Origin of the sequence: Evtepia gabavorous (assembly GCF_003425665.1) — a bacterium.
Classification (GTDB): Bacteria; Bacillota; Clostridia; order Oscillospirales; family Oscillospiraceae; genus Evtepia; species Evtepia gabavorous.
This window is the reverse complement of sequence record NZ_QQRQ01000002.1, coordinates 24,069-50,412: the sequence shown is the minus strand read 5'-3', so window position 1 is coordinate 50,412 and position 26,344 is coordinate 24,069. Positions and strand designations below refer to the sequence as shown.

At 59.8% G+C, this 26,344-nt stretch carries 24 protein-coding genes; 5 read left to right on the top strand and 19 right to left on the bottom strand.

The window, feature by feature from the left end; translation table 11 throughout:
- Nucleotides 1–87 precede the first annotated feature (87 nt).
- The 5 genes from DV520_RS01820 (at nt 88) to asnS (ending at nt 6,069) form a co-directional block, all read left to right on the top strand.
- Nucleotides 88–1,401 carry a hemolysin family protein gene (locus tag DV520_RS01820; RefSeq protein ID WP_021919456.1) on the top strand — a complete coding sequence of 438 codons (1,314 nt, stop codon included), beginning with the start codon at nt 88–90 and terminating at the stop codon, nt 1,399–1,401.
- Between the two features lie 333 nt (nt 1,402–1,734).
- Nucleotides 1,735–3,339, top strand: a complete 1,605-nt coding sequence (locus DV520_RS01815) for a peptide chain release factor 3 (protein ID WP_021919457.1) — start codon at nt 1,735–1,737, stop codon at nt 3,337–3,339.
- A gap of 85 nt (nt 3,340–3,424) precedes the next feature.
- On the top strand, nt 3,425–4,060 hold the full coding sequence (gene udk, locus DV520_RS01810) for a uridine kinase (protein ID WP_117141604.1): 636 nt from the start codon (nt 3,425–3,427) through the stop codon (nt 4,058–4,060).
- 13 nt (nt 4,061–4,073) lie between these two features.
- Nucleotides 4,074–4,592, top strand: a complete 519-nt coding sequence (locus DV520_RS01805) for a pyridoxamine 5'-phosphate oxidase family protein (RefSeq protein WP_165850014.1) — start codon at nt 4,074–4,076, stop codon at nt 4,590–4,592.
- Nucleotides 4,593–4,674: 82 nt separating this feature from the next.
- Nucleotides 4,675–6,069 carry an asparagine--tRNA ligase gene (asnS, locus tag DV520_RS01800; protein WP_117141602.1) on the top strand — a complete coding sequence of 465 codons (1,395 nt, stop codon included), beginning with the start codon at nt 4,675–4,677 and terminating at the stop codon, nt 6,067–6,069.
- A gap of 107 nt (nt 6,070–6,176) precedes the next feature.
- Here asnS and DV520_RS01795 read toward each other — a convergent pair whose 3' ends face one another.
- From DV520_RS01795 to DV520_RS01705, 19 genes are all read right to left on the bottom strand, one after another.
- Entirely contained in the window at nt 6,177–6,680 is a 504-nt protein-coding gene (locus tag DV520_RS01795; protein ID WP_117141601.1) for a GNAT family N-acetyltransferase, read from the bottom strand.
- A gap of 95 nt (nt 6,681–6,775) precedes the next feature.
- Nucleotides 6,776–7,855, bottom strand: a complete 1,080-nt coding sequence (locus DV520_RS01790; RefSeq protein ID WP_117141600.1) for a tetratricopeptide repeat-containing glycosyltransferase — start codon at nt 7,853–7,855, stop codon at nt 6,776–6,778.
- An 87-nt stretch (nt 7,856–7,942) separates the two neighbouring features.
- Nucleotides 7,943–9,067: a hypothetical protein gene (locus DV520_RS01785; RefSeq protein WP_117141599.1), complete on the bottom strand. Its 1,125-nt coding sequence runs from the start codon at nt 9,065–9,067 to the stop codon at nt 7,943–7,945.
- Between the two features lie 70 nt (nt 9,068–9,137).
- On the bottom strand, nt 9,138–10,883 hold the full coding sequence (locus DV520_RS01780) for a Na/Pi cotransporter family protein (protein ID WP_021918962.1): 1,746 nt from the start codon (nt 10,881–10,883) through the stop codon (nt 9,138–9,140).
- A gap of 135 nt (nt 10,884–11,018) precedes the next feature.
- Nucleotides 11,019–11,693 (bottom strand): phosphate signaling complex protein PhoU, encoded by a 675-nt coding sequence (phoU, locus tag DV520_RS01775; RefSeq protein ID WP_021918963.1) that lies wholly within the window; start codon nt 11,691–11,693, stop codon nt 11,019–11,021.
- Nucleotides 11,693–12,481, bottom strand: coding sequence for a phosphate ABC transporter ATP-binding protein PstB (gene pstB / locus DV520_RS01770; protein WP_021918964.1), 789 nt, complete (start codon nt 12,479–12,481; stop codon nt 11,693–11,695). Before pstB ends, phoU begins: the two co-directional genes overlap by 1 nt.
- A 3-nt stretch (nt 12,482–12,484) precedes the next feature.
- A complete protein-coding gene (gene pstA / locus DV520_RS01765) occupies nt 12,485–13,339 on the bottom strand; it encodes a phosphate ABC transporter permease PstA (protein WP_021918965.1) in 855 nt (284 codons plus the stop codon).
- Nucleotide 13,340: 1 nt separating this feature from the next.
- Nucleotides 13,341–14,183 (bottom strand): phosphate ABC transporter permease subunit PstC, encoded by an 843-nt coding sequence (pstC, locus tag DV520_RS01760; RefSeq protein WP_242984629.1) that lies wholly within the window; start codon nt 14,181–14,183, stop codon nt 13,341–13,343.
- A 206-nt stretch (nt 14,184–14,389) separates the two neighbouring features.
- Entirely contained in the window at nt 14,390–15,271 is an 882-nt protein-coding gene (locus DV520_RS01755) for a phosphate ABC transporter substrate-binding protein (RefSeq protein WP_165850013.1), read from the bottom strand.
- Between the two features lie 246 nt (nt 15,272–15,517).
- Nucleotides 15,518–16,177, bottom strand: coding sequence for an HD domain-containing protein (locus tag DV520_RS01750; RefSeq protein ID WP_021918967.1), 660 nt, complete (start codon nt 16,175–16,177; stop codon nt 15,518–15,520).
- 45 nt (nt 16,178–16,222) lie between these two features.
- Nucleotides 16,223–17,881, bottom strand: a complete 1,659-nt coding sequence (locus DV520_RS01745; protein ID WP_117141597.1) for a sensor histidine kinase — start codon at nt 17,879–17,881, stop codon at nt 16,223–16,225.
- Nucleotides 17,878–18,558, bottom strand: coding sequence for a response regulator transcription factor (locus DV520_RS01740; RefSeq protein WP_021918970.1), 681 nt, complete (start codon nt 18,556–18,558; stop codon nt 17,878–17,880). The genes DV520_RS01745 and DV520_RS01740 overlap by 4 nt, the downstream gene beginning before the upstream one ends.
- A 98-nt stretch (nt 18,559–18,656) precedes the next feature.
- Nucleotides 18,657–19,934 (bottom strand): recombinase family protein, encoded by a 1,278-nt coding sequence (locus tag DV520_RS01735; protein ID WP_117141596.1) that lies wholly within the window; start codon nt 19,932–19,934, stop codon nt 18,657–18,659.
- A gap of 70 nt (nt 19,935–20,004) precedes the next feature.
- The gene (locus DV520_RS01730) at nt 20,005–20,823 is read right to left on the bottom strand and encodes a response regulator (protein ID WP_021918972.1); all 819 of its coding nucleotides are present in this window, start codon (nt 20,821–20,823) and stop codon (nt 20,005–20,007) included.
- A complete protein-coding gene (locus DV520_RS01725) occupies nt 20,801–22,108 on the bottom strand; it encodes a sensor histidine kinase (protein ID WP_021918973.1) in 1,308 nt (435 codons plus the stop codon). Before DV520_RS01725 ends, DV520_RS01730 begins: the two co-directional genes overlap by 23 nt.
- 241 nt (nt 22,109–22,349) lie before the next feature.
- A complete protein-coding gene (locus DV520_RS01720) occupies nt 22,350–23,474 on the bottom strand; it encodes a DHHW family protein (RefSeq protein WP_117141595.1) in 1,125 nt (374 codons plus the stop codon).
- 15 nt (nt 23,475–23,489) lie between these two features.
- Complete coding sequence (locus DV520_RS01715; RefSeq protein WP_117141594.1) at nt 23,490–24,878, bottom strand: MBOAT family O-acyltransferase; 1,389 nt, start codon at nt 24,876–24,878, stop codon at nt 23,490–23,492.
- 87 nt (nt 24,879–24,965) lie between these two features.
- Nucleotides 24,966–25,496 carry a DUF4358 domain-containing protein gene (locus DV520_RS01710; RefSeq protein ID WP_021918976.1) on the bottom strand — a complete coding sequence of 177 codons (531 nt, stop codon included), beginning with the start codon at nt 25,494–25,496 and terminating at the stop codon, nt 24,966–24,968.
- 30 nt (nt 25,497–25,526) lie between these two features.
- Nucleotides 25,527–26,327, bottom strand: coding sequence for a GDSL-type esterase/lipase family protein (locus tag DV520_RS01705; RefSeq protein WP_021918977.1), 801 nt, complete (start codon nt 26,325–26,327; stop codon nt 25,527–25,529).
- Nucleotides 26,328–26,344: the final 17 nt, after the last annotated feature.

The window sequence follows — 26,344 nt, the reverse complement described above, 5'->3', positions numbered from 1 at the left end:
CCCATCTTGACCCCGGACAAGGGGCATAGTATAATTCAGTCATATCCTGGGAAACCCCCAGAAATTTTGAGGAGGAGAATTCCAACCATGCAGGCTGTTCTATGGCCCTTATTGCTGCAAGTCATCCTAATCGCCCTTAACGCCGTCTTTGCCTGCGCGGAGATCGCGGTGATCTCTGTCAACGACAACAAGCTGGCGCAGCTGGTAGCCCAAGGGGACAAGCGCGCCCTGCGGCTGGCCCGGCTCACCAGCCGCCCGGCCCAGTTCCTGGCAACCATTCAAATTGCCATCACCCTGTCCGGCTTTCTGGGCAGCGCCTTTGCCGCCGACCACTTCTCGGACCGGCTGGTGGCCCTTCTGCTGCGCGCCGGGGTCCCCATCCCGGAAAAGACCTTAGACACCCTTTCCGTCATTCTCATCACCCTGCTGCTCTCCTATTTCACCTTAGTCTTCGGGGAACTGGTGCCCAAGCGGCTGGCCATGAAAAAATCAGAGTCCCTGGCCATGGGGCTGTCCGCCCTGATCTCCGCCATTTCGGCCATCTTCGCCCCGGTGGTCACGGTGCTCACCGCCTCCACCAACGGCGTCCTCCGTCTGCTGGGGGTGGACCCCAACGCCGACGAGGAGGAGGTCAGCGAGGAAGAGATCAAAATGATGGTGGACCGGGGCAGTGAGAAGGGGGTCTTTGACTCCGCCACCAAGGAGTTCATTCAGAATGTCTTTGAATTTGACGACCTCACCGTGGGAGAATTCGCCACCCACCGCACAGAACTGGACCTGCTCTGGACAAGCCAAACCACCGAGGAATGGAAGCAGATCCTCTTTGAAACCCGGCACACCCGCTATCCCGTCTGTGCCGGCTCGGTGGACCAGGTGGTGGGTATCTTGGACGCCCGGGACTTTTTCCGCCTCCAGGACCGTCCCATCCAGGAAATCCTGGACACCGTGGTAAAGCCCGCGTTCTTTGTCCCAGAGACCCTCAAGGCAGACGTTCTCTTCCAGCAGATGAAGCAGCGCCGGACCTATTACGCCGTGGTTCTGGACGAATACGGCGGTCTGCTGGGGGTGGTCACCATCCGAGACCTATTGGAACAGCTGGTGGGAGAGATTCAGCAGGAGGGGGAACTGCCCGAAATCCAGCCCTTGGAAGAGGGCACCTGGCGGATTCAGGGCTCGGCCCCCCTGGACGATGTGGCCCGAACCCTGGGGGTAGACCTGCCCCTGGAGGAGTATGACACCTTTGGCGGCTATGTCTTTGGTCTGTACGGCTCTGTCCCCCAGGACGGCCGGAACATTCTCCTGCAGACCGACCGTCTCCAGATTCAAATGACCCAAATTCAGCACCATCGTCTGGAGGAGGCCCTGGTCACCCTTCTGCCCGAGGGCAAAGAAGACCCTTGACGGTCTTTTCTGCACAACGTGATTTTATCCTCTGTTTCCCAGGAACGTGCGTAGAATGAACCCCATTCCACGCACGTTCTTTCTCTCTGTTTTCCTCAGAGGCCCTTGGGAAAAATCACCTGCCCGCTCAGAACAAAAACTGCCGCGGGACTCCCTGGAGAAGGTGGTTTTTCTCTTGCGGTCCGGCCGATTGCATGCTAAAATGAGATGTTATAGAAACGATTCCCTCTGGAGAAAGTCAGCTCCCTGCCCACCTCAAATGCCCGGCGGCCTCTCCCGTCTCCTTTCTCTGGGGAATCTCTCCATTTGAACTTTTATTCGGAGGTTACCACCTTGTCTCAATTCGAATCTGAAATCAAACGCCGTCGGACCTTTGCCATCATCTCCCACCCCGACGCCGGCAAAACCACTTTAACGGAGAAATTCCTGCTTTACGGCGGGGCCATCGCCCAGGCCGGCCAGGTGAAGGGGAAAAAGAACACCCGGGCCGCGGTCTCCGACTGGATGGAGATTGAAAAGCAGCGGGGCATTTCCGTGACCTCTTCCGTGCTGCAGTTTCAGTACGGGGGCTTCTGCATCAACATTCTGGACACCCCCGGCCACCAGGACTTCTCCGAGGACACCTACCGCACCCTGATGGCCGCTGACTCCGCGGTGATGGTCATCGACGGCGCCAAGGGCGTGGAGGCACAGACCCGGAAGCTGTTCAAAGTCTGCGTCATGCGGGATATCCCCATTTTTACCTTCATCAACAAAATGGACCGGGAAGCCCGCGACCCCTTCGCCCTGTGTGAGGAGATCGAAAAGGAACTGGGCATCGACACCTATCCCGTCAACTGGCCCATCGGGTCCGGCAAGGACTTTTTAGGGGTGTATGATCGGAACAAGCAGGAGATCCTGCACTTCTCCTCCAACACCAACGCCAAGAAGTCCGGGACCACGCAGATTGATCTGGACGACCCGGTTCTCACCGACATGCTGGGGCAGGCCCGGCGGGACCAGCTCATCGAGGACATCGCCCTGCTGGACGGCGCCTCCTGTGACTTTGACCTGAACCGGGTGCGCCACGGCAAGCTCTCCCCCGTCTTCTTCGGCTCGGCCCTGACCACCTTCGGCGTGGAGCCCTTCTTAGAGGACTTCCTCCGTATGACCACCTCTCCTCTGCCCCGGCACAGCAGCGAGGGGGAAATTGACGCCATGGAGGACTTCTTCTCCGCCTTCGTCTTCAAAATTCAGGCCAACATGAATAAAGCCCACCGGGACCGAATCGCCTTTCTCCGGGTCTGCTCCGGCCGGTTTGACGCGGAGAAGGAGGTCTACCACGTCCAGGGCAAGAAAAAGCTCCGCCTCTCCCGTCCCCAGCAGCTCATGGCCGCCGAGCGGGAGATCATTGAGGAGGCCTATGCCGGAGACATCATCGGTGTGTTTGACCCGGGTATCTTCTCCATCGGAGACACCCTGTGCTCCCCGGGGAAGAAATTTCGCTTTGACCCCATCCCCACCTTTGCCCCAGAGCACTTTGCCCGGGTGCGCCCGGTGGACACCATGAAGCGGAAACAGTTCCTGAAGGGAGCGGAACAGATCGCCCTGGAGGGCGCCATTCAGATTTTTAAGCTCCCCTATACCGGCATGGAGGAGGTCATCGTGGGCGTGGTGGGCACCCTCCAGTTTGACGTCTTCCAATACCGCCTGCGCAACGAGTACAACGTGGAAATCCGTATGGACACCCTGCCCTATGAATACCTGCGCTGGATCAAGGAGCCCGTGGAGTTCCATGAAACCGACCTGGTTTTGGGCAACGACACCAAGCTGGTGGAGGATTACAAGGGCAACAAGCTCCTCCTGTTCTCCTCCTTCTGGTCCATTAAATGGGTCTCCGACCACAATCCTCAGCTGGTTCTGACCGAGTTCAACGAACGAAGCGAGGAGGACACGTAACCGTCCCCCGGCACAGGACCCCCGCCCCGGTCCTCTCTGTTCTCTTGCCGGGGCCCTGGTCCCCATTCTATTTGGAGGTGAAACCATGAAACCCCTCATCATTGGCATTGCCGGCGGCACCGGCTCCGGGAAAACCACCCTGGTGGACCGCCTGCTGGAGCAGTTTGGCGATGACATCAGCGTACTTCCCCACGACAATTATTATGCCGCCCACCACGATCTCTCCCTGGAGCAGCGGCAAACCCTCAACTATGACCATCCCGCCTCCTTTGACACAGACCGGATGATCCAGGACTTGCAGGCCCTCCGGGCGGGCAAAACCATCCACTGTCCCGTCTACGACTACGCCATCCACGACCGCACCGAGGAGACCCGGGAGCTCAAACCCAACAAAGTCATTTTGGTGGAGGGCATTCTCATCTTTGAAAACAAGACCCTCCGGGATCTCATGGACATCAAACTCTTTGTGGACACCGACGCCGATGTACGCATTCTCCGCCGGATCGTCCGGGATGTTAAGGAGCGGGGCCGGAGCCTGGACTCCGTGGTGGAGCAATACCTGGCCACGGTAAAACCCATGCACGAGCAGTTTGTGGAGCCCTCCAAGCGATACGCCGACCTCATTGTGCCGGAGGGCGGAAAAAACTCCGTGGCTCTGATGATGATCATCCAGCGCATCGCCTACCATATTGAGCATGGCGATGTGGTGGCTGAACAGTAAAGGGGCATCTCCTATGACAGAACGGCCCATGCGCCGGAAGGACCGGCAGTTTTCTGCGGCAGATGCCCGCGCCATTTTGGCCAAAGGAACCCACGGCGTACTCTCGGTTGTGGGCGACGGCGGCTGGCCCTACGCGGTTCCCATGAATTACACCGTGATGGGGACACAAATTTACCTCCACTGCGCCAGGGCGGGCTATAAGCTGGACGCCATTGCCCGGGATGACCGGGTGTGCTTCACCGTCGTCACCCAGGCCCAGGTGATCCCCGCCCATATCACCACCCTGTATGAGAGCGTGGTGGTGCTGGGCCGGGCTCAGGTGGTCACCGCAGAGGAGGAACGCCTGGCCGCCCTGGGCAGCCTCATTGACACCCTTGGGGATGTGACCCCGGAAATTAAGGCACAGTATCTGGCCAAGAAAGCCAAGAACACCACCCTGCTGCGCATCCAGCCCCTGCAAATCACAGGGAAAGCCAGCCGGTCCTACGTCCCGGTCACCCAGCGGATGGCGGGGCCAGGCCGGCAGGCATAATTTTCTCTGGTTTTCTTTCCCAGCCCCCTATTGCCTTTTCCTACACTTTAAGACTCTCATTGATTGAAAGGACACTGTCACCATGAAACGCACAGAAATTGCCCGTATCTTTGCGGATATGGAACACTTTGACGGTCAGGACGTGACCGTCTGCGGCTGGACCCGCACCATCCGCGACATGAAAAACTTTGGTTTTATCGAACTCAACGACGGCAGCTGCTTCAAAAGCATCCAGGTGGTTTTTGAGGAGGGCTCCTTGGAAAATTACAAGGAGATCGCCAAGCAGAACGTGGGCGCGGCTTTGATTGTCCAAGGCAAGGTGGTCCTCACCCCCCAGGCCAAGCAGCCCCTGGAAATCAAGGCCGCTTCCATCCAGGTGGAAGGTCCCTCCGCGCCGGAATACCCCCTGCAGAAAAAGCGCCACGGGGTGGAGTTTTTACGGACGGTGGCCCACCTGCGCCCCCGGACCAACCTCTTCTCCGCAGCCTTCCGGGTCCGGTCTGTGGCGGCCTTCTCCATTCACGAGTTCTTCCAGAACCGGGGCTTTGTCTACGTGCACACCCCCATCATCACCGCCTCGGACTGCGAAGGCGCCGGCGAGATGTTCCGGGTGACCACCCTGGACCCGGAAAACGCCCCTCGGCTGGAGAACGGCCAAATTGATTACAGCCAGGATTTCTTCGGCAAGCCCGCCAGCCTCACCGTGTCCGGCCAGCTCAACGCGGAGAACTTTGCCATGGCCTTCGGCAACGTCTACACCTTCGGCCCCACCTTCCGGGCGGAAAACTCCAACACCCAGCGCCACGCCGCGGAGTTTTGGATGATCGAGCCGGAGATGGCCTTCTGTGACCTGGCCGGAGACATGGACGTGGCCGAGGACATGATTAAGTATGTGATCCGCACCGTCCTGGAGCGCTGCCCCCAGGAGATGGATTTCTTTAACTCCTTTGTGGACAAGGGCCTGCTGGAGCGCCTCCAGCACGTGGCCAGCGCCGACTTTGGCCGGGTGACCTACACGGAAGCAGTGGAGATTTTGAAGCAGCACAACGACAAGTTTGACTTTAAGGTGGAATGGGGCACGGACCTGCAGACCGAGCATGAGCGGTTCCTCACCGAGCAGGTCTACAAGCGCCCCGTGTTTGTCACCGATTATCCCAAAGAGATCAAGGCCTTCTATATGCGTCTGAACGACGACGGCAAAACCGTGGCCGCCACAGACTGCCTGGTCCCTGGCATCGGAGAGATCATCGGCGGCAGCCAGCGCGAGGAGCGGCTGGACGTACTGGAGGCCCGCATCCAGGAGCTGGGGATGAACCCCCAGGACTACTGGTGGTATCTGGACCTGCGCCGCTATGGTTCCTGCAAGCACGCCGGCTTCGGGCTGGGCTTTGAGCGCATGGTGATGTATCTGACGGGCATCTCCAACATCCGCGACGTTCTGCCCCACCCCCGCACTGTGGGGAGCGCGGACTTTTAACCTCCACCGCAGGTTTCAAAAACAATCTCTTTCCAGCAAAAAACGTTATGGAGAACGGTTTTTTCCCGTTCTCCATAACGTTTTCTTTTCCCATCTCCGCCGGTGCTTCACTGGGATGACACCTTCTCAAAGGCCAGCCTGGGGTAGGTGTCCTCCACCACGTAGACCGTTCCGCAGTGGACAAATCCGTTCTTTCGCAGCAAATTCTGCATGACATGGTTGTCTGGGTGGGTGTCTATGCGAAGATGACCACACTGCTGATAGGCCCATGTCAGGCAGAGGGTTCCAATCCCCTTTGCCGATCCGTCTCCCGCCAGGCGGTGAATCACGCCGTAGGGACCCGCCTCTTTCCATGCGCCATTCTCAATCCTCTGATAGGTGGGTTCGATCCCTTCCCCTTGGCGGAAGTAAAACGCCCCCACCACGCGGTTTTGCCGGACACAAACATAGCTGCTGCCCTCGGCAATGTCGGCGCGGATGCGTTCCTCCGGAGGCCAGTTGGTCGGTCCCCACTGGTTGGGGTTTCCATGGGCCGCCATAAAGCGGCGAGCCACGGCATAGATCTCCATCATCCGGGGAAGGTCCCCTTCGGCGGCTTTTCGAATGTACATCGCTCGATTCTCCCCTATCTTTATTCTTCGTAGTATGGTTTCTATCATACGACAAAGGGAGAGACAACGCAACCGCTTGCTGCCCTCGCCCCGCCTCAAGCCGGCGCCAATTTCCCTTCGATGAGTTGAAGATTCTTCTGAATGCGTGGGTTATCCGGCGCCAGGTCCCGCGCTTTCCGGGCCGCCTCCAGCGCCTTTTCGTACTGCCCTGTGTAAAAGTACCCCAGGCTGGCCAGGTCCCAGGGATGCTCTCCCCAGGAGGCCGCCTCACTGATGTAGGTTCGGGGCCGCTGGGTGATGGCCAGGGCCCGGCCTGTGGCCCAAAGCACACCGTGCCAGTCCTTTTGGTGGTAGGCCAGGTCCGCCAGGTCCAGCCAGGGCTCCCGGAGATGGGGTGCCTCGCCAACCGCCCGGAAAATCCACCGTTCCGCCTCTCCCGCCATCTCCAGGGCAAAATAATCCTTCGCCAGCAGGCGCATGGAGGCACACCGTTCATCCGCCCAAGTGGCTGTCGGCAGGGCCAGATGCCGCTTGAGCATGGCAATGCTCTCCTCCCACCGCCGGTAGAAAAAATACTCCCGCCCCAGGTAATGCACGTTGCGGTCGTTGTTGGGGTCTTCCTCCACCGCCAGCTCCAGCAGGGGCAGGTACTGTCCCCGGCTCTTGCTTCGGTCCGCATGGTGCTCCAGACAGACCCCCTCCACGTACCGGGCCTGGGGCGCTCCCCCGTCAAATTGGAGCACCTCATGGACAGGATTCACCCAGCGGCAGCCCTTTCTCCGGTGGATCTTGTCATACCAAAACACCATCCCCTCCCGTCCGTCTGGGAGGAAGTTCCAAACATAGCGGTAGAGCAGACGATCCACACCAGGGGCCCAGGCCGCCTCTACCTTTTCCCGCCAGCCCGGCTGGAACACCTCGTCCAAATCGGTGCACACGCAGAGGTCCGCATCCTCTGGAACCAGCTCCAGCGATTGGTTCCGGGCCACATCAAAGCGCCAGGGGGTAATCACCTGGACAGAGACCTTGGCCCCCAACTCCTCCAGTCTCTGGGGCGTTCCGTCTGTGGACCCTGTGTCCAGCACGCACACCTCATCCGCCTCCGACATGGAGGCCATCCAGCGATCTGCAAAGGGCCTCTCATTTTTGCAGATGGCATACACAACAATTTTCATAGGACCTCCTTCTCTGAGCCAAGAGGGGCGGCGCAGTGCGCCGCCCCTCTTTCGTGTTGAGATCCAGTTGGATCGTTCTCTTCCGTGTCAGCTGGACAGCAGGCCTGCTGTCCGCATGTTGGCCAACAGCTGATTGAATTGGGTCACAATATCCGTAGTGCTGGTGGCATCCGTTACAGCCGCAGCGGGTGTCACCACACCAGCCGGTCCTGTCGGACCCGTAGGGCCTTCTGCACCAGCAGAACCCGTTGTACCCGCAGGGCCGGTGGGACCGGTGGGGCCAGTGGGGCCTTCCGCGCCGGCCGCACCCTCAGGGCCGGTGGGGCCAGTGGGACCCTCCGCGCCGGCCGCGCCCTCAGGACCGGTGGGGCCAGTGGGACCCTCCGCGCCGGCCGTACCCTCGGGTCCAGTGGGACCCGTGGGACCTTCCGCGCCGGCCGCGCCCTCAGGACCGGTGGGGCCAGTGGGACCCTCCGCGCCGGCCGCGCCCTCGGGTCCAGTGGGGCCGGTGGCACCAGCTGCGCCGGCAGGACCGGTCGGTCCAGTAGCACCAGCCGCGCCAGCAGGACCGGTCGGTCCGGCCGCTCCCTCTGCCCCGGCAGGGCCCGTGGGGCCGGTGGGACCGGTCTCCGTAGCCGTGAGCAGGGTGTAGTCAGCCGATGTCCCAGGGGTTCCCGTGGGCGCGTTGATCGCCGCACGGAACAACGCGCCATTGTAGAAGACCAAGTCGCCCTCCTGATAGGTGGTTCCCGGAGCAAAGGCCGTGGCATCCGTCAGCCCAGGGCCGGCAGGACCGACAGGGCCAGTGGGGCCTGTGGGACCAGTGGGGCCTGTGGCACCGGTAGGCCCCGTCGCCCCCGTGGCACCAGCCGCGCCGGCAGGGCCCGTGGGGCCCACAGCACCGGTAGGCCCGGTGGGACCCGTGGCACCGGCGGGACCTGTCGCCCCCGTGGCGCCAGCCGCGCCGGCAGGGCCCGTGGGGCCCACAGCACCAGCAGGCCCGGTGGGACCCGTGGCACCGGCGGGACCTGTCGCCCCCGTGGCACCAGCCGCGCCGGCAGGGCCCGTGGGACCGGCTGCACCGGCAGGCCCCGTAGGACCAGCAGGACCGGTGGCACCGGTGGCACCCGCTGCCCCAGTTGCGCCAGTGGCGCCGGGAGCCCCAGTCAAACCAATTGGTCCGGTGGGGCCCACGGCGCCGGTGGAAGCCATGATTTATGAACAACACGATCCTGTTTTTTGCCCTCTCAAAGCGGGATATCACATCCTATGCCGGAGAGGATTACATCAACGCATATTTCTGGGCGTATGCCTCATAGGCCCGGAGGAAACCGGGGCCGCCGGCTTTCACATTGTCTAAATATTCATGGACATCCAAACTGTCATGGGACATCTCAATGACACAGCCGGCGATGTTGGAGCAATGGTCGGCCACCCGCTCCAAGCTGGTCAGCAGGTCCGACCAGACAAAGCCCAATTCAATGGTACATTCCCCTTTTTGCAGCCGCAGAATATGCCGGTTCCGCAGCTGCTCCTTCAGGGTATCCACCACCTGCTCCAGAGGCTCCACTTTGGCAGCCAGCGCAGGGTCGTTCTGGAGGAAGGCGTCCAGCGCCAGGTCCATCACTTCTCCCACCGCCGCGGTGAGTACCGCCAGCTCCTGCTTGGCGTGGACCGAGAAGCTCAAGCCCTTGTTGCGGATTTCCTCTGCCGACTCCACCAGGTTGACCGCATGGTCGGAGATCCGCTCAAAGTCCCCAATGATGTGCAGAAGCTTCGCCGTCTCCCGGCTGTCCGCCGCATTCAAATCCGCCCGGCCCAGCTTCACCAGATAGGTCCCCAGCATGTCCTCATACTGGTCTGCCTCTTGCTCCGTCTCCCGGACCGCCTGGGCGCTTTTGGGGTCATAGTGCTCGATTAGCTGACAGCTGGTTTTCAAGGCATCCATGGAAATCCGCGCCATGGTCTCCGCCACCTCCTGGCAGCGGTCAATGGCCACAGAAGGGGTTGCCAAAAAACGCTCGTCCAAAATTTGAATCTTCTCGGGGGCCTTGGTGTCGGGGACCAAGCGGCAGGCCATCTTTTCCAGCAGCCCGGAGAAGGGGAAGAGCAGCGCCGTGCACAGGATGTTAAAGGCCGTATGCACCACGGCAATGCCCAGCTGGTCAATGGAATGGGAGACAAAAGAGAACTGGACCACCGCGTTGATGCCGTAGAAGACCGCCAGCCAAACCGCGGTTCCTACAATATTAAAGAGGAGATGCACCACAGCCGCCCGCTTGGCGTTCTTGTTGGCCCCCACCGAGGAGATCATCGCCGTCACGCAAGTGCCGATGTTCTGCCCCATGATAATGGGGATCGCCGCGCCATAGGTCACCTGCCCCGTGGCAGAGAGCGCCTGCAAAATACCCACAGAGGCCGAGGAGCTCTGGATAATCGCCGTCAGGCCCGCGCCGGCCAGCACCCCCAGAACAGGGTTGCTGAACATCAAGAGGATATTCCGGAATTCGGGCACCTCTTCCAGGCCGGCCACCGCGCCGCTCATGGTGTCCATGCCGAACATCAGCACGGCAAAGCCCAGCAGGATCATCCCCACGTCCTTTTTCTTGTCGCTTTTGGCCATCATGGTGAGAACCACGCCGATGAGCGCCAGAATGGGGGTAAAAGAAGTGGGTTTGAGCAGCATGACAAAAAAATTGTCTCCGTCCAAACCCGTTAAACTCAGGATCCAGGCGGTCACCGTGGTGCCCACATTGGCGCCCATAATGACACTGATGGCCTGCCGCAGGGTAAGCAGTCCCGAGTTCACAAAGCCCACCACCATCACCGTGGTGGCCGAGGAACTTTGGATCACCGCCGTGACACCCATTCCCGTCAAGAATCCCAATATTTTGCGGGAGGTCAGCTTTCCCAACAAAATCTTGAGACTGCTGCCCGCCCTCTTTTCCAGGGAGGCCCCCATAAGGTTCATGCCAAACAAAAACAGGCTGAGTCCTCCCAATAAAGTCAATACGTCAAATAGATCCATCGTTTAACCCTCTCTGTTTTCTCTTTTTTTACGTGCCTTTTACGTTTCCTGTCGTAATGAAAAGTTTATCTGCCCCACGTAAAAAGAAAAACCATAAAAAGGTTAAATCCAGGTTAAATAAAGAGTCCTTTGTCCTTACTCTCCGTCCGGCGCCTCCCAGTGCCCATCCTTGGAACGAGTTCCGGTCAGCGCGTACTCCACCCACTCCGCCAGGTTGGTGGCATGATCGCCAATCCGCTCCAGATATTTGGCCACCAGGAAGACATCCAGCAGTTCCTCCCCAGCGGTGCTGTCCGCGGCAATCTGGGAAACCAGTTCTTTTTTAATCTGATCAAACCACCGGTCCACCACATCGTCGTAGGCAATGACCTCCCGGGCCTGGTCCAGATCCAGCCGGACAAAGGCGTCCACGCTCTCGCTGACCATCCGGATGACCTCCGCCGCCATCTGTTTCAGGTGGCTGTGCGCTCCCCCCTTACGAATAAACCGGGCCAGCTCCGCAATGTCCGAGGCCTGGTCCCCAATCCGCTCCAGATCGGTCACCATTTTCAGCGCTGCGGTGATCCGGCGCAGGTCCGCCGCCACCGGCTGCTGCTTGAGCAGGAGTTTGGTACACAGAGCCTCGATCTCCCGTTCCATGTCGTCGATCTCCCCGTCCACGGCAAACACCTGGGCCTCCAATTTTTCCGCCCGGTCCTCCTCCTCGTCCAGGGTTCTCACCGCCACGGCAATGGCCTGCTGGCAAAGGCTGCCCATAATGACCATCTGCCGGTACATCTCCTCCAGCTGCTGTTTGAACTTTTCCCGCATTATCCAAACCTCCCTGTAATGTACTCTTCTGTCCGCTTGTCCTTGGGCATGGAGAAGATCTTGTCGGTGTCCCCGAACTCCACCAGCTCTCCCAGCAGGAAGAACGCGGTTTTATCCGACACACGAACCGCCTGCTGCATGTTGTGGGTCACCATAATAACGGTATACTTCTCCTTCAGCTCCACGGCCAAGTCCTCAATTTTCGCGGTGGAGATGGGGTCCAGCGCCGAGGTGGACTCGTCCATCAGAAGAACTTCCGGCTCATTGGCCAGGGCCCGGGCAATGCACAGCCGCTGCTGCTGTCCCCCGGACAGGCCCAGGGCGCTCTTTTTCAGCCGGTCCTTCACCTCATCCCAAATGGCCGCGTCCCGCAGGGATTTTTCCACAATGCCATCCAGTTCGCTGTGGTTTCGGATGCCATGGGTCCGGGGACCGTAGGCCACGTTGTCATAAATGGACATGGGAAAGGGGTTTGCCTTCTGGAACACCATCCCCACCTGCTTGCGCAGCCAGGTGGTGTCCACGGTTTTGTCAAAAATGTTCTGCCCGTCAAAGCAGACCTCCCCCTCAATGTGCACCCCGGGAACCAGGTCGTTCATTCGGTTCAGGGTTTTGAGGAAGGTGGACTTTCCGCAGCCGGACGGACCAATCAGGGCAGTGATCTGCCGGGCCGGAATGTTCACATTGATATCTTTCAGCGCGTGATGCCCCCGGTCGCTGGCACTGGTTTTTCCATCGGTGCCGTACCACAGGTTCAGGGACTTGGCGGTAATGATCTCAGCTGCCATGGTTCAGCCTGCCTTTCGTTTCAGTTTCTTGCCTGCCAGGGTGGCGGCAAAGTTGATCAGGAACACCAACAGCATCAGGACCGCGGCAATGGCAAAGGCCACACCGGTCTCCCCCCGCTCGTTGGCGTAGACATATAGGGCCACTGTCAGGGTGGCGGAAGAGGCCTGAAGAGAGGTGATGAAATTGTTCAGCTCCAGGCCGAACCCCGCTGTAAAGAGCAGAGCCGCAGACTCGCCCACAATGCGGCCCACCGCCAGGATGCAGCCGGTGACAATGCCGTCCACCGCGTTGGGCAGCACCACAGTGCGAACCATGTGCCACTTCCCCGCGCCCAGGGCCAGCGCCCCCTCCCGGTAGGACTGGGGCACCGTCTTCAGGCTCTCCTGGGTGGTACGGACGATGGTGGGCAGAATCATGATGACCAGCGTCAGGCCGCCGGCCAGAATGCCCGCCTTCAATCCAAACAGCTGGAGAAAGAACAGCATGCCCACCAGACCAAAGATAATGGAGGGAATCCCGGTGAGGGTCTCCGTGGCAAACTCAATGGCCGCCACCACCTTCCGGTTGGTGGCATACTCCGTCAAGTAGATGGCCGCACCCACCCCCAGAGGGAGGACAATGACCATGGCCAGCAGAATGATATAGAGGGTATTGAGAAAGTTCGGCAGAATGCCGATGGTGTCGTTGATATAGCTGGTCTGGCTGGAGAGCAGTTCCCAGCTGATGTTGCCCAACCCCCGGTAAAAGATATATCCAATGAGGAAAAGCAGCAGCGCACAGGTGATCCCCGCGCAGAGATACAGCAGGGTGCGCAGGCTCCGGTCATACGCCTTGCGCCGCTTGGAAAGGGATGACATCTCAATTCTCCTTCTTTCGTTTGATACAGACATTCAGGAAGACGTTGATCAGCATGATGAACAGGAAGAGCACCAGGCCAATGGAGAACAGCGCCTGCCGCTGGAGGCTGCCCACCGAGGCATAGGACATCTCCGAGGCGATGGCCGTGGTCAAAAACCGCACCGAGGTGAACAGCCCAGGCATGTTGGCCACATTGCCGGCCACCATGATAATGGCCATGGCCTCGCCAATGGCCCGACCCACCCCCAGGACAACAGCCGTGGCCACCCCGCTCCGGGCCGCCGGAAGGGTCACCCGGAACACCGTTTCCAAGTGGGTGGCGCCCAGGGCCAGGGAGGCCTGCTCATACTCCTCCGGGACCGCTCGGAGAGAGGTCTCGGAGACACTGATGATGGAGGGCAGGATCATAATGGCCAGCACCACAATCGCTGCCAGCAGGCAGGCGCCGGAGGACAGACCGAAGGCCTTTTGAATCCCGGGCACCAGCACAATCATACCAACCAGGCCGTAAACCACCGAGGGAATCCCCGCCAGCAGCTCCACCGCCGTGTGAATGACCGCAGCCATCCGGGGATTGGCCACCTTGGCCAAGTAAATGGCTGTCATCAGCCCAATGGGGACCCCGATCAGCACCGCTCCGGCGGTACCGTAGATGGAGGTGAGGATAAACGGCAGAATCCCGTAAGAGGGGTCAGAGGCCGTGGGGGCCCAGGTCTGTCCCAGCAGGAAATCCGTCAGGCCAATTTCCTTCATCGCGGGCACACCAGAAATAATCAGGTACACACTGATGACCAGCACAAAGCCCACTGCCACAATGCCGCACAGTAGAAAAATGGTGTGCATCAGCCACTCCAGGGCATCCTTGGCCCCCCGTCGTCCGGGTTCGGCTCTTTTTGCCCTGTGGCCAGGCTTGGCCGCGGCAGGGCCGGAATTGTTCAATGCTTTTTCCATGGGAAGCTCCTTCTCTCGCCAACAAAACCATAAGGTAAGCGGTACGGACCCTGCCCCCGAGAGGCAGGAGGCCCGCACCGCTTGGGTGAATCGCTTGGTTATTCCGCCACAGGAACCGCGCCGGCGTTGCGGATCAGCTCACTGGCGTCCTTGGAGGTGGCGTAGTCAAAGAAGGCCTGTGCAGCCGTGGACAGGGACGCATCCGACTTGGTGACCAGCACGAAGGGACGCTGAATCTCATAGGACCCGTCCAGAACCGTCTCCTCAGAGCAGGCCACACCATTCACCGTCAGGGCCTTGATGCCCTCCTTGCCCTCTACCGCAGACAGGGACGCGTAGCCAATGGCGTTGGGGCTGTTCTTCACGGCCTCAATCACCGCGCCGGTGGAGGTGAGCTCCTGGCTGAGCTTGCAGGTGTCCTCGGTTCCGGTGATGGACTCAAACCCGTCCCGGGTGCCAGAGTTGGCCTCCCGGCCGATGCAGGCGATCTCCCCGTCGGCGCCGCCTACTTCACTCCAGTTGGTGATCTCCCCGGTGAAAATCTTGGCGATCTGGTCCACCGTCAGGTCCGCCACCTGGCTGTCGGCATTGACGATAACGGCGATGCCGTCCAGGGCGATGGTGGTTCCTTTCAGGCCGGAGGAGGTCTCCTCTTCCTTCAGCGCCCGGGAGGACAGGCCGATGTCCGCGGTGCCGTTGACCACAGCTTCAATGCCCGCACCGGAACCCGTGGCATCATAGGAGACCGTCACATTGCCGTCGTTGTCATTTTCAAACTGCTCCTTCAGGTTGCCGATCACCTTCTCCATGGAGGTGGAGCCATTGGTAGCCACCGTACCGGAGACAGTGGACGCAGAGTCCGTATCGCTGCCATCTGTTGTTGCAGGATCGGTGGATTCATTTCCGCAGCCGGCAAGCGTCAGGGCCAGAACCGCAGAGGCAGCAAGAATGCTCATGGCTTTCTTCATGGTTCTTTTCATGGTTAAATTCCTCATTTCTTTCTTGGTTTTCTGTTTGATCTCTTGTTTTCTACAAGTACAGTGTATCCAGTTTCGGTTAAAGGAAAAACCAAAGAAAGATAAAGTTTTGGTTAAATCAAAATTTTTTCTTCCCTTGGTATTTTTCCCCCTGTACCAGAAAAAAAGTCTTGGATGGCAAAGAAAAAACGGCCTGAGGTAATTACCTCAGGCCGTCGCTGCTTTCGTAGCCGTGTCTCTTTCTCTGCCTCAAATCAGCTGCTGTTCATTGATAATCAGCTTAAACTGAAGCCCCAAGGTGTCCGCCGCCTTCCGGCAGAGAACCATCCGGTTGAGAAAAATTTCAAAATAGTCCATCACAGAGCCATACCGGGTGTCAATGTGGAGTTTGAGCTTAATGAGCGTCTTGTTCTCATTGATCTTCAGCTCCGCCTTGGTCACCGAATAGTTGACCCGGTCATGGATGTCAAACTTGCTGATGTCCTGGTTGCGCACCCGGCTGCGGCGGACGTCGGATTTGTCCGCCAGAATCAACGCCGCCGCCATGGGACTGACAGGCGTACCTGTCCCCTCGTCGTGGTTGCCAATGGCAGTGACCACCTCGGCAATGTCCAAGGGGTCCATATGCAGATGGTCCAGCAGGCGGAAGGCCATCACCGCCCCGCTCTGAGAATGGTCGATGCGGTTGACCAGGTTGCCAATGTCGTGGAGGTAGGCCGCGATTTGGACCAGCTCCACCTCCCGCGGGGTGTACCCCAGCGTCTCCAAAATATACTTGCTGTTGGCCGCCACCAGTCCCACGTGGGCAAAGCTGTGCTCGGTAAAGCCCAGATTGATCAGGGACTCGTCTGCCTTCTGAATATAGGTCCGGATACCCGGGTCCTTTTTAATTTCTTCAAATGTAATCATGGATTTCTCCTTCTAACTTCAAATAAGGTGCTCGCTCTCCTCCATTCAGGCCGCGCTTTGTTTGGGGAAACGCAGGGTAATGGTTGTTCCCGCGCCCGGTTCACTGTCCAGGGAGAGCTGGGCATTATGGTATTGGGCGCCGTGCTTGACAATGGACAGCCCCAGGCCGGTGCCCCCCACCCGGCGGGAATGGCTCTTATCCACCCGGTAGAACCGCTCAAATACCCGGTCCTGCTGCCCTTCGGAGATTCCAATGCCGGTATCCTCCACGGATACAACCACCTGGTCCTCCTCTTCCGTCACCCGGACGGTCACAGCGCCCCCGTCTTTGTTGTACTTAATGGCATTGTCACAGAGATTATAGATCATCTCATGGAGAATCCGCCACACCCCCTGGATCGTCTGGCGCCCCCCTTCCATGTGCAGGGAAATTCCCCGCTTCGCGGCCACAGGGGTGAGCTCCTGGAGGATCTTTTGGGACAGGTCATACAGGTCCACCCGTTCCGCCGACAGCTCTTCCGACCCCTCATCCAGGCGGGAGAGCTTCATAATGTCGTCAATGAGGGCAATGAGCTGGCCGCACTCCTTGTAAATGTCCCCCGCGAACTCCCTCATCTTATCCGCTTCCACCAGCCCCTCTTTCATGAGCTCGGCAAACCCGGAAATGGAGGTGAGGGGGGTTTTCAGCTCATGGGAGACATTGGCGGAGAACTCCCGCCGCAGGCTCTCCCGCTCCTCTCGTTCGGTGACATCCACCATGAGAATCACCGCGCCGGTCACCTGCCCGTTGGCAGTAACCGGACTGGCCAGAATCTCGAAGATGTGGGACTCGCCCCGCATCAGGGTCTCGGCATGGCGGCCGGCCAGGGCTTTGCCCGCGGCCTCCCAGATCTCCCGCCGGCAGGTCCCCTGCCGGATGCTCTCGGGCTGCTGCTTCTCCCCCAGCAAGTGAAAGGCGCTCTGATTTCCGGAGAGCACATGGTAACGGCTGTCGATGAGCAAAACCCCTTCGCTCATGTTCTCCGCCAAGGCGGCAAACTCCCGCTGCCGGCGGCCCAGGGCGTCCATCTGCCGGCCAATGGTGCGGTTCTGCTCCCGCAGGCGGCTGACCAGGGGAAAGAGCTCCTCATAGGTCTCATCCAGCCTGGGGTTTTCCAAATCCAGGCTGTTGATGGGTTTGGTAATCTGCCGGGACAGCCGGGAGGCCAGAATCCCCGACAGGATGAGGGCCAGCACCAAAATCCACAGCACCGGCTGGAGAACCCCCAGAATCAGCGCCCCCACCGTGGTCTCCACACAGGAAATCCGCAAAACCGTCCCGTCCGACAGACGGGCGGCATAGTAGAGATTCTTTTGCAGCAGGGTGTTGGAGAGATGTTTTCCCTGTCCAGAGCCCTCCTCCAGCGCCTGCCGGATCTCCGCCCGGTCCCCGTGGTTCTCCATGGTGGCGGGGTCTGCCACACTGTCATAGAGCACGGTGCCGTCGGTGTCCACCCAGGTCAGGCGCTGGGTGGTCCGCAGACCGGTCAGGTAGGCCTGTCCGCTCTCCTCCATGCCGTGCTTCACATAGGCCAGCTCCTCCTGGAGCTGCTGATAGACCTCCTCCTCATACTGGGAGGCCATCACCGCCACGAAAAGCCCGGTGCACAGGATCATCACCGCCAGCCCCACTAGGAAGCAGCTGCGGAAAATTTTCCCCGTCATGAGGCCCCTCCAATCTTGTAGCCCACCCCCCGGACGGTCTCAATATAGTGCCCGGCAGCGCCCAGCTTGGTCCGCAGGGTCCGCACATGGACATCCAAGGTCCGGTTCTCCCGGCTGAACTCCTGGCCCCAGACCCCGTCCATGATGGCGTCCCGGGTCATGGCCATGCCCTGGTGCTCCAGCAGCAGGCACAGAAGTTCAAATTCCTTGTTGGTCAGGGGAACCTCCTCCCCTGCCACCCGGACCACATGGCGCTGGGGGCTGACGAAAAGGTCCCCCACCTGGTAGTCCTCGGTCTCCGGCTTCTGCTCCGTGCGGCGGAGGACCGCCCGGACCCGGGCCACCAGCTCCATCATGCCGAAGGGCTTGGAGATAAAGTCATCGGCGCCGCTGTCCAGGCCCACCACCCGGTCATACTCCGTGTTCTTCGCGGTGAGCATGATCACAGGAATGCGCTTGGTGGCCGCCGAGGCCCGCAGCTTTTGCAGGATGGAAAGGCCATCCTCCTCCGGCAGCATAATATCCAGCAAGATCAAGGCGGGCTGGGGGCCCTCCATCGCGCTCCAAAAATCAGAAGGCCGGTCAAAGCCCTGGGCCTCGTAGCCTTGGCTGCCCAGGGCGTAAATGACCAGCTTGCGAATGCTGTCGTCGTCCTCCAGCAAGTAAATTCGTTCCATTGGGGATGCCTCCTCATTTCCTCCCATTTAACCTGTTCTTTACAACCAGTCTATCCCCAGCATGTAAAATAAAAAACCACCCAAATGTTAAATTTTCGTTAAACAGAGGAAGCCCCTTCCGCTGGCAAAGGACAGACGGTCACCTCGCCGTCCTCATGGACCAAAATCTCCCGCACCTGTTCAAACAGAAGCCGCCGGGACAACGCCTCTGGCTGTACCCCCAGCGCCTGGGCCACCTGGGACCGGAGCCGGTCCTCCCGAATGGTGTGCTTGGTGCAGGCGGTCTTGGACTTTCGGCGGTAGGTGGAGCAGGTGTAGTAGACGATGCCCCGGGCGGTCTTCCGGCTCATGGATTTGCCGCAGTCCGCGCACCGCAGGAAGCCGGCAAACAGGTGCAACGTCCTCTGTCCCGGCGCCCGGCGGGTCTCCCGCTGGGCCAGTTCCTGGGCCCGCTGGAACAGGGCCGGGGGCACAAGGGGGACATGGGTTCCCTCCACCACATACCAGTCCTCAGGAGGAACCGCCATGGTCTGGTGCACCTTATAGCTCACCACCCGCTGCCGGCCCTGCACCAGGGTACCCGCGTAGACGGGATTTTGGAGCATCCGGGCCACCGTGGCCGGGGTCCACAGGCCATCGTTGGCAGGCCCTGGGCGCCGGTATCGGGACCCCTTCCCGGCCTTATAGGCGGTGGGATTGGGCAGCCCCAAGCCGTTGAGCCGGCTGGCGATGGTCCCCTTTCCCACCCCCTGGACATACCACTCAAATACGCGAGCCACCACCGCCGCCGCCTCGGGGTCCGGGATCAGGGTGTTCCGGTCTGCCGGGTCCTTATCGTATCCGTAGGGGGCGAAGGACCCGATAAACTCCCCCCGCCGCCGCTTCATATCCAGGGTCCGCCGGACATCCGCGGAGGTTTTGGCGGCATAGCGGTCATTGAGAATCCCATTGATGGGAATTTCCAGCCCCATCTGCACCGCCTCGGGGTCCAAAAAGCTGTCCACCCGGGGACTGCCCAGGGAGATAAACCGGGTGCGGTAGCGGGGAAACACCTCCTCCAAAAAATAGCCTTGGTCCGCATAGTTCCGAAAGGCCCGGGAGAGGGTTTTGCACACGATACAGTTCAGCTTCCCCGCCTTCATATCCCCGATCATTCGCTGGAAACTCTCCCGGCTGTCATCGGTGCCGGTTAGGCCATCATCCACATAGATCCCGGCCAGCTCCCACTGGCCTTGGAATTCATGCTCCAGGTAATCCAGCAAAATCTTTCGTTGGTTCTGCACGCTGAGGCTCTCCTCCCGCCCGTCATCCCGGGACAAACGGATATACAGCCCCACCCGCCAAAGGCCGCCGGCCAGCTTTCCGCCTCTGCCCATAGGCTCCCTCCTTTTTCGGCCGTCCTGGGACAACCGTCTTCGGTAGAACCTATGCATCGGGCACCGCCCTCTATGAACCTGTTTCCCCCTGTCCTTCCTTCCGCGTCAGCGCCCCCAGGGTGGTCTCCGCCCAGGAGTAGTTGGACATGTACTCCCCGCGAAAGGCATTGGCCTCCCGCCGGTCCCCGGCCAGGAAGCGATAGTAGTCGCAGTCCACCCGTTCCGGGTCCACCGCGATCAAATCCCGCTTCTTAATGATGATCGCCCCCTGGCCCAGCCCCTGGAGGGTGGTCCGCAGGTCCGTGATGAGGCTGCGCAGCTGGCTGCGGATGCTCGGGGTGTCCAGGCGGCCCTCCCACAGGATGGAGATCAGCTCCCCCATGGTGCTCCCCGCCCCCCGGCGGTCGATCAAGTAGGCAAACAGCTCCTTGGTCCGGCTCCGGCTGAAATGGACAGGCCGCCCTCCATAAAAGACCTCAAAATTGCCGAACGCCTGCACCCGCAGGGTGGGTGCTGCCCGCTCCTGTACGGGGTAACGCAGGTTGCGCAGTTCCTCTTCCACCGCCTTGACGGTGACAGGCTTGCGAATATATCCGCTGGCGTGGAGCTGAAAGGCCTCCGCCATGTATTGGGAAAACCCCGTGACAAAGATCAGGTTGCCCCGGGGACAGAGCTCTTTCAGCCGCTGGGCCAGGGCGATGCCGCTCATCCCCGGCATCTCAATATCCAAAAAGGCCACATCAAAGCCCTCTCCAGTCTCCTCCAGCCACGCCAGCAGCCGACGGGCACTGGAAAAGGGATGGATTTCCCCCTGGGGACAGGCCTGCCGAATCCGGTCCGTGAGCATATCCAGCATCAGGGCCTCGTCATCCGCCGCGATGATCCGCATCAAAAGACTCCTTTCCTTGGGTATCCCCTGTCTTGGGAATCCGCACCTGGGCCACTGTCCCCACGCCCTCCTGGCTGGCGATGCAGAGCGTCCCGCCGCACTGGGCGGTCAAGCGGCTGCGGACGTTCTCGATCCCCACGTGTTCCCGCCCGTCCCCACGCACCCGCACCGGGTCAAACCCCACACCGTCATCCCGGATGGTCACCTGGTAACTCTCCTCCGTCTCCCGGGCGGAGATCCAGATGGTGCCGCCCTCCTCCCGCTTGGTGACCCCATGGCGTACCGCGTTCTCCACCAGCGGCTGCAGGCTCAGGGCCGGGAGGAAGAAATCGCTGGTCTCAATGGCATACTCCACCCGCAGATGGGCTCCAAAGCGGATACGCTCCAGATTCAGATAGCACCGCACATGCTCCAGCTCCCGGCTGGCGGGGATGACCCGCGTGCTCTGCAGGCTGTCCATGTTCCCCCGGAGGAAGCGGGCCAGCTCATCGGTGGCCTCCTGGGCCTTCTGGGGATTGGTTTCACAGAGCCACTCGATGCTTCCCAAAATGTTATACAGGAAATGGGGCTGAATTTGGCTGAGCATAATGGCAATCTTCTTCTCCGCCAGTTCCTTGTCCTGGGCCCGCAGACGCCGGTCCCGCTGCAGCTGGACATTGACAAAGACCAGCACCAGGGTCAGCGTCGCCCCGATGCCCAGCAAGGTAATCTCCGTCCAAAGCAGTTCCGCCGCCAGAATGCCCATGGGCAGCAGCACATACGCCGGCAGAAGTTCTCTCTCCTCCCGCGCCTGTCCCTTGCGATGCAGGCCCATCACGCCCCCCACCAAGGCCAGCGCCACCAGCCCGATGGCCTGGGAGAGCCAAAATCCCTCTCCCCGCAGGCAGAGGTGCTCCGGCGTGATGGTATAAAACAGGCCGGTAAACTGGGTGAGAACGGTCAGGCCAATCCCCAGCAGGCACAACGCGGACACACTCCGCCGAATCCAGGGACACGTTGTCCAAAGAGAGGCCCGGACCAAGAGATACTGACAGTAGAGGAAGAGAAGCACATATCCCGACAGGTATTGCAGAAAATTTCCCAGCCAGTTCCAAACCACATACTCCGTCCCGTTCCAATACCAGGCCCAGGCATCCGCCCACAGGGACACTAAGTTCACCAGCAGCATCCCCACAAACAGCCGGGTGGAAGGGTTGGAGCGGTCCCCGTGGAGCAGCAGACTGCCCAGAAGAATGAGGGTGAGAATGCTTCCAAAACACTCCAGCGCAATGTTAATCTCCGCCATGCCGCCCCTCCTCTTCCTGTTGAATCAGGTCTATCATACCATCCCGTCGGGGTTCTGGCAAGCCGGCGGCGTACCACGCTGTCGTCAGGTACCTCATGCCCAATGGTACCGCTGTGCCTTCTCCGGATACCTGGATTTCTCCCAGGATATCCCGCGTTTATGACCCAGTCATGTCGAAATTCTTAACATTTGATCAAGCGGGCCCACCCCTGTGAGGGGGCGGGCCCGCCGGAACGCAAGCTTATTTCAGCCAAGCGGAATTGGTGTCGCTGACCAGGTTGTCCACCCCATAGAGGTAGAGCACCCGGTCCACCGGATGTTCCGCCACAAACTGGGACAGGTTATCCCGGTAGTACCGCAGGTCCACCAGGTAGATATTTTGATAGTCGGACGCCAGGAAGGTACTGAAGCAGTGGGCATAGGAATCCCGGATCACCAGAAGGTTCCCCCCCTCCGCGTTGGGATTCTGGATGGTGACCAGGCTGTGGTTGCCATCCAGAAAAACCGGGTATTTATCCATCTCCTCCAGGTGCGAGGGGAAGAAAAGGCTGTGCGAAACCTGGGGCGCGGCGCTTCCGTCGATCAAGGTCACCGTGGGCTGAATTCCGCTGTCCCACACCTCCACCTGATCCGGCTGGGTGAACCAGTAGCCGCTGCCCGACCAGGTGGTGCCGTAGAACCCATCGTAGCTGGCCACCTCATAGGCATCCCGGGAGAGGTAAGGCGCCCCCTGGGCGATCTGATAGGCCCGGTAGAGCAAATAGTTCCCATAGGAAGTCAGATGGTGGTCGGTCCGGTAGCAGATCTGGCCGGTTTCCTTCCCCTCCAGCAGGGCCTGCCGCACATCCACCAGACGGGTATTTTGCAAGATCTGCTCTGCCTTGTCATAGAGCTGGTCATCGTCGTAGGTCCCATGGAACGTGGGAAGGACTTCTTCCATGAGATAGCCCGTAGAGGGTACCATCATCAGGTCTGCCGGAACCCCCAGCTGGGCGGCGAATTGATCGAACTTGGTTAGGTTGTCCGTGAAAATCTTCTCATTGTAAGTCTTGGGGGCGTTGATCAGATAGCCCTGCTTGCAGTGGTAGATATCCTGGGCTCCATTGCGGCCGGTGGCCAGGTTCCAATAGGCGTTGACCCCCACAAAGAAATCCCGTCCGGGGACCTGGTCCGCAGTAAACTTCTCCAGCTGTTCCTGGGTTTCCCCCTCCAGAATCCCGGAGACCGTCACCTCAGGCCGCCCGGCCAGATAGCGTTTCTCATTCTCCGAGTAGTCCCGCACCGGGGAGAACAGCAGCAGAAGGGCCATGACCCCCAGAAATACCAGGAAGATCAGCGCCGGCAAAAAGGAATACAATTTTTTCACAATAGGTTCCCCCTCTCAGAACCGGAAATACAGGAAGGGATTGTAGCTGTCGCTGACCAGGCTGGCAGTACACAGGAGCAGCGCGGCCAGACAAAGCGCCCCTTCCACCAAGGGCATGGCTTTTTTCCCCTGGAGCTTCTCCCACAGATTCTTGGCCAGGGGCGTGGCTGCCACCACCCCAATGACCGCCATACCAAGCCACGGCATCACCAGGGAAGCCCCTCCCATGGTGCCCGGCGAGAAGGAGAACATCACCTGAAGGTAGGCCAGCGCCGTGGACAGGTCCGGGGAGGCAAAGAACACCCATCCGATGATCACAATGACCATGGCATACAGATGCTGGAACACTGCCGGCAGCCGGCGGATATATTTCCCCAGCAACAGCTTTTCCAACAGCAGCAGCACCCCGTAGTAGAACCCCCAGAACAGGAAGTTCCACCCCGCGCCGTGCCAAAAGCCCGTCAGGGCCCACACCACCAGAATGTTGACACACTGGCGGAGCTTGCCGCACCGGTTGCCCCCCAAGGGGATATACACATAGTCCCGGAACCAGGTGGACAGGGAGATGTGCCACCGGCGCCAAAACTCCGTCACGCTCTTGGAAATATAGGGATAGTTGAAGTTGATGCAGAATTCAAAGCCCAGCATTCTCCCCAGGCCTCGAGCCATGTCGGAGTAACCGGCAAAGTCGAAATAAATCTGCAACGTATAGGCACAGGCTCCCGCCCAGGCCCCCAGGGCGCCGGCGGCCACCGGGTCGGCGGACATGGCGTCCCACAGCATGCCAAACTGGTTGGCCAGCAGCACTTTTTTGGCCAGCCCCACCACAAAGAGGCGAACCCCGGAATTAAAAAGGGTGGGCGTCTCCCGTCGGGAGACCAGCTGCTCGTTGACATCCTTGTACCGGACAATGGGGCCGGCGATGAGCTGGGGGAACAGGGAGATGTAGGAGGCAAAGTTAATCAGGTTATGAGAGGCCGCGCAGTCATCCCAATAGACATCAATGAGATAGGACACCGCCTGGAAGGTGTAGAAGGAAATCCCGATGGGCAGCGCAATGTCCACCTCCGGCAGGGAGGACAGCCCCGGAATCTCCCGCAGGGTGCTTACAAAGAGGCCGGCGTACTTGAACACCCCCAGTGCCGCCAGGTTCAGCACGATGCCCACCACCAGCACCGCCCGGCGCCGGCCCTGGGTGGACTGCTTGTCCATGAGCAGCCCGGCAAAGAAGTTCACCAGAATGGAGCCGATCATAATGAGGACGTAAACAGGCTCTCCATAGGCGTAAAAAACCAGGTTGGCCAGGAGCAGGAAGAAGTTCCGGAATCGGAAGGGCAGAATGTGGCTGACCAACAGAACCACCGTCAAAAACAGGAACAGGAAAGGTAAACTTGAAAAAACCATAGGCGTTTATTCTCCAATAAATGCTGCCGGGCAGTCCTTCGATTGCCCGGCAGCCGGTTTCTTTTTTGATGCTCTGGGAACACGCACTCAGGACAGCGCGCTCTGGAACGCGGCCGCCATGTCGTCATAGTGGGAGGAGAAGAACATCCCCACATAGACGCCGTCGGTGACCACCTTGCACTTTTCCGCCAGCGCCAGACTGTCGGGATCGTAGGAGGCAGCCTGCTCTGCGATGGTGGACAGACGGGTTTCCAGCTTTTCAGCCACAGTGGCGGCAGCGGACTCGTCAACCGCCTCCACCATCACCACTTCCTGGGCAAACGCTGCCCCGGAGGAGGCGGAAAAGCTGGCGGAATTCTTCACCATATCTTCCGTAATTCCATACAGATTATTCAGTCCCTCGGTCTCCACCTCCAGGACATCCGTCAGGCTGTAATCCGTTACAAACTGGGTCCGCAGCGCCGCCAGGTCCACGGTTTTGCCTGTCTCATTGGAACTGGTCTGATTCTGGCCGTTTTCCGTGTTTTCATTGGTTCCGGGCTCCTCGCCGCAGGCGGCCAAGGACAGCGCCATGGTCAAGGTGAGCACAATGGCTGCAAGAGATACTATCCGTTTCATACTTCCTCATTCATCCTCCTAAAAAATATCTTACTTCAGCGCCTGGGGCACATGGGTGAGGAGATAGTCTGCCCACGCCGCAGCACCGTCGTAATTGAAATGGATCCCCATGGCCCGGTCCCCGCTGAACTCACTCCGGAGAAATCCATTCTCATCGGAGACCGCCTCTGCCACATTGACAAAATACCACTGCTTCTCCTGGCAAATCTGACGCATTCTCTCATTGAATGCCTGAATGGTCCCATTGTTTAAGGCGTCATCCGCCCGGGGGCTGTCCGCGGTCATCGGCGTCACCGACTGGATGAAAATGGCCGCCTCGGGGGACTTGGCCAGGATCTGATCAACTAATGTTACCAAATCTTGACTTGCTCTGTCAACACCCCCGGCGATACAATTCATGCCCAGCATCAAATAAACTTTTTTCGCGCCGGCGCTGGCGATGCCGTCCGCCACCAGGGGGTGCTGGCCGGACCCCTTGGGATATTCCGGAAGCCGGGCATTCCCCGCCTGATAGGACAAGGCATTGGTCTGGCTCAAGCTCACAGAGCAAAAGAACGCCGGACTCCCCAGCCGGCCTGTGCTGGTATTGTAATTTTCCAGCATCACCGACACGGAATCTCCCACAAAGGCCGCATCTGCAAACCACTGGGGGTCCACCGCCTCGGCGGCGGGAACCACAGGGTCAAAGGCTGGCGGCAGATTTTCCGGGCCGCCGCTCTCTCCTTGGACCAGCAGCGTCTCCTCCCCTTCGGCAGGCGGCACCGACTGGCTGCAGGCAGACCCGGTCAATAGGAATAGTAGGACGAGAATTCGGATCGTCCATTTTTTCATGGAATTCTCCTTTCCAT

Coding starts and splice junctions, on each gene's coding strand:
- DV520_RS01820 (WP_021919456.1), top strand. CDS start 88: ATGCAGGCTGTTCTATGGCCCTTATTGCTGCAAGTCATCCTAATCGCC.
- udk (WP_117141604.1), top strand. CDS start 3,425: ATGAAACCCCTCATCATTGGCATTGCCGGCGGCACCGGCTCCGGGAAA.
- DV520_RS01805 (WP_165850014.1), top strand. CDS start 4,074: ATGACAGAACGGCCCATGCGCCGGAAGGACCGGCAGTTTTCTGCGGCA.
- asnS (WP_117141602.1), top strand. CDS start 4,675: ATGAAACGCACAGAAATTGCCCGTATCTTTGCGGATATGGAACACTTT.
- DV520_RS01795 (WP_117141601.1), bottom strand. CDS start 6,680: ATGTACATTCGAAAAGCCGCCGAAGGGGACCTTCCCCGGATGATGGAG.
- DV520_RS01790 (WP_117141600.1), bottom strand. CDS start 7,855: ATGAAAATTGTTGTGTATGCCATCTGCAAAAATGAGAGGCCCTTTGCA.
- DV520_RS01785 (WP_117141599.1), bottom strand. CDS start 9,067: ATGGCTTCCACCGGCGCCGTGGGCCCCACCGGACCAATTGGTTTGACT.
- DV520_RS01780 (WP_021918962.1), bottom strand. CDS start 10,883: ATGGATCTATTTGACGTATTGACTTTATTGGGAGGACTCAGCCTGTTT.
- phoU (WP_021918963.1), bottom strand. CDS start 11,693: ATGCGGGAAAAGTTCAAACAGCAGCTGGAGGAGATGTACCGGCAGATG.
- pstB (WP_021918964.1), bottom strand. CDS start 12,481: ATGGCAGCTGAGATCATTACCGCCAAGTCCCTGAACCTGTGGTACGGC.
- pstA (WP_021918965.1), bottom strand. CDS start 13,339: ATGTCATCCCTTTCCAAGCGGCGCAAGGCGTATGACCGGAGCCTGCGC.
- pstC (WP_242984629.1), bottom strand. CDS start 14,183: ATGCACACCATTTTTCTACTGTGCGGCATTGTGGCAGTGGGCTTTGTG.
- DV520_RS01755 (WP_165850013.1), bottom strand. CDS start 15,271: ATGAAAAGAACCATGAAGAAAGCCATGAGCATTCTTGCTGCCTCTGCG.
- DV520_RS01750 (WP_021918967.1), bottom strand. CDS start 16,177: ATGATTACATTTGAAGAAATTAAAAAGGACCCGGGTATCCGGACCTAT.
- DV520_RS01745 (WP_117141597.1), bottom strand. CDS start 17,881: ATGACGGGGAAAATTTTCCGCAGCTGCTTCCTAGTGGGGCTGGCGGTG.
- DV520_RS01740 (WP_021918970.1), bottom strand. CDS start 18,558: ATGGAACGAATTTACTTGCTGGAGGACGACGACAGCATTCGCAAGCTG.
- DV520_RS01735 (WP_117141596.1), bottom strand. CDS start 19,934: ATGGGCAGAGGCGGAAAGCTGGCCGGCGGCCTTTGGCGGGTGGGGCTG.
- DV520_RS01730 (WP_021918972.1), bottom strand. CDS start 20,823: ATGCGGATCATCGCGGCGGATGACGAGGCCCTGATGCTGGATATGCTC.
- DV520_RS01725 (WP_021918973.1), bottom strand. CDS start 22,108: ATGGCGGAGATTAACATTGCGCTGGAGTGTTTTGGAAGCATTCTCACC.
- DV520_RS01715 (WP_117141594.1), bottom strand. CDS start 24,878: ATGGTTTTTTCAAGTTTACCTTTCCTGTTCCTGTTTTTGACGGTGGTT.
- DV520_RS01710 (WP_021918976.1), bottom strand. CDS start 25,496: ATGAAACGGATAGTATCTCTTGCAGCCATTGTGCTCACCTTGACCATG.
- DV520_RS01705 (WP_021918977.1), bottom strand. CDS start 26,327: ATGAAAAAATGGACGATCCGAATTCTCGTCCTACTATTCCTATTGACC.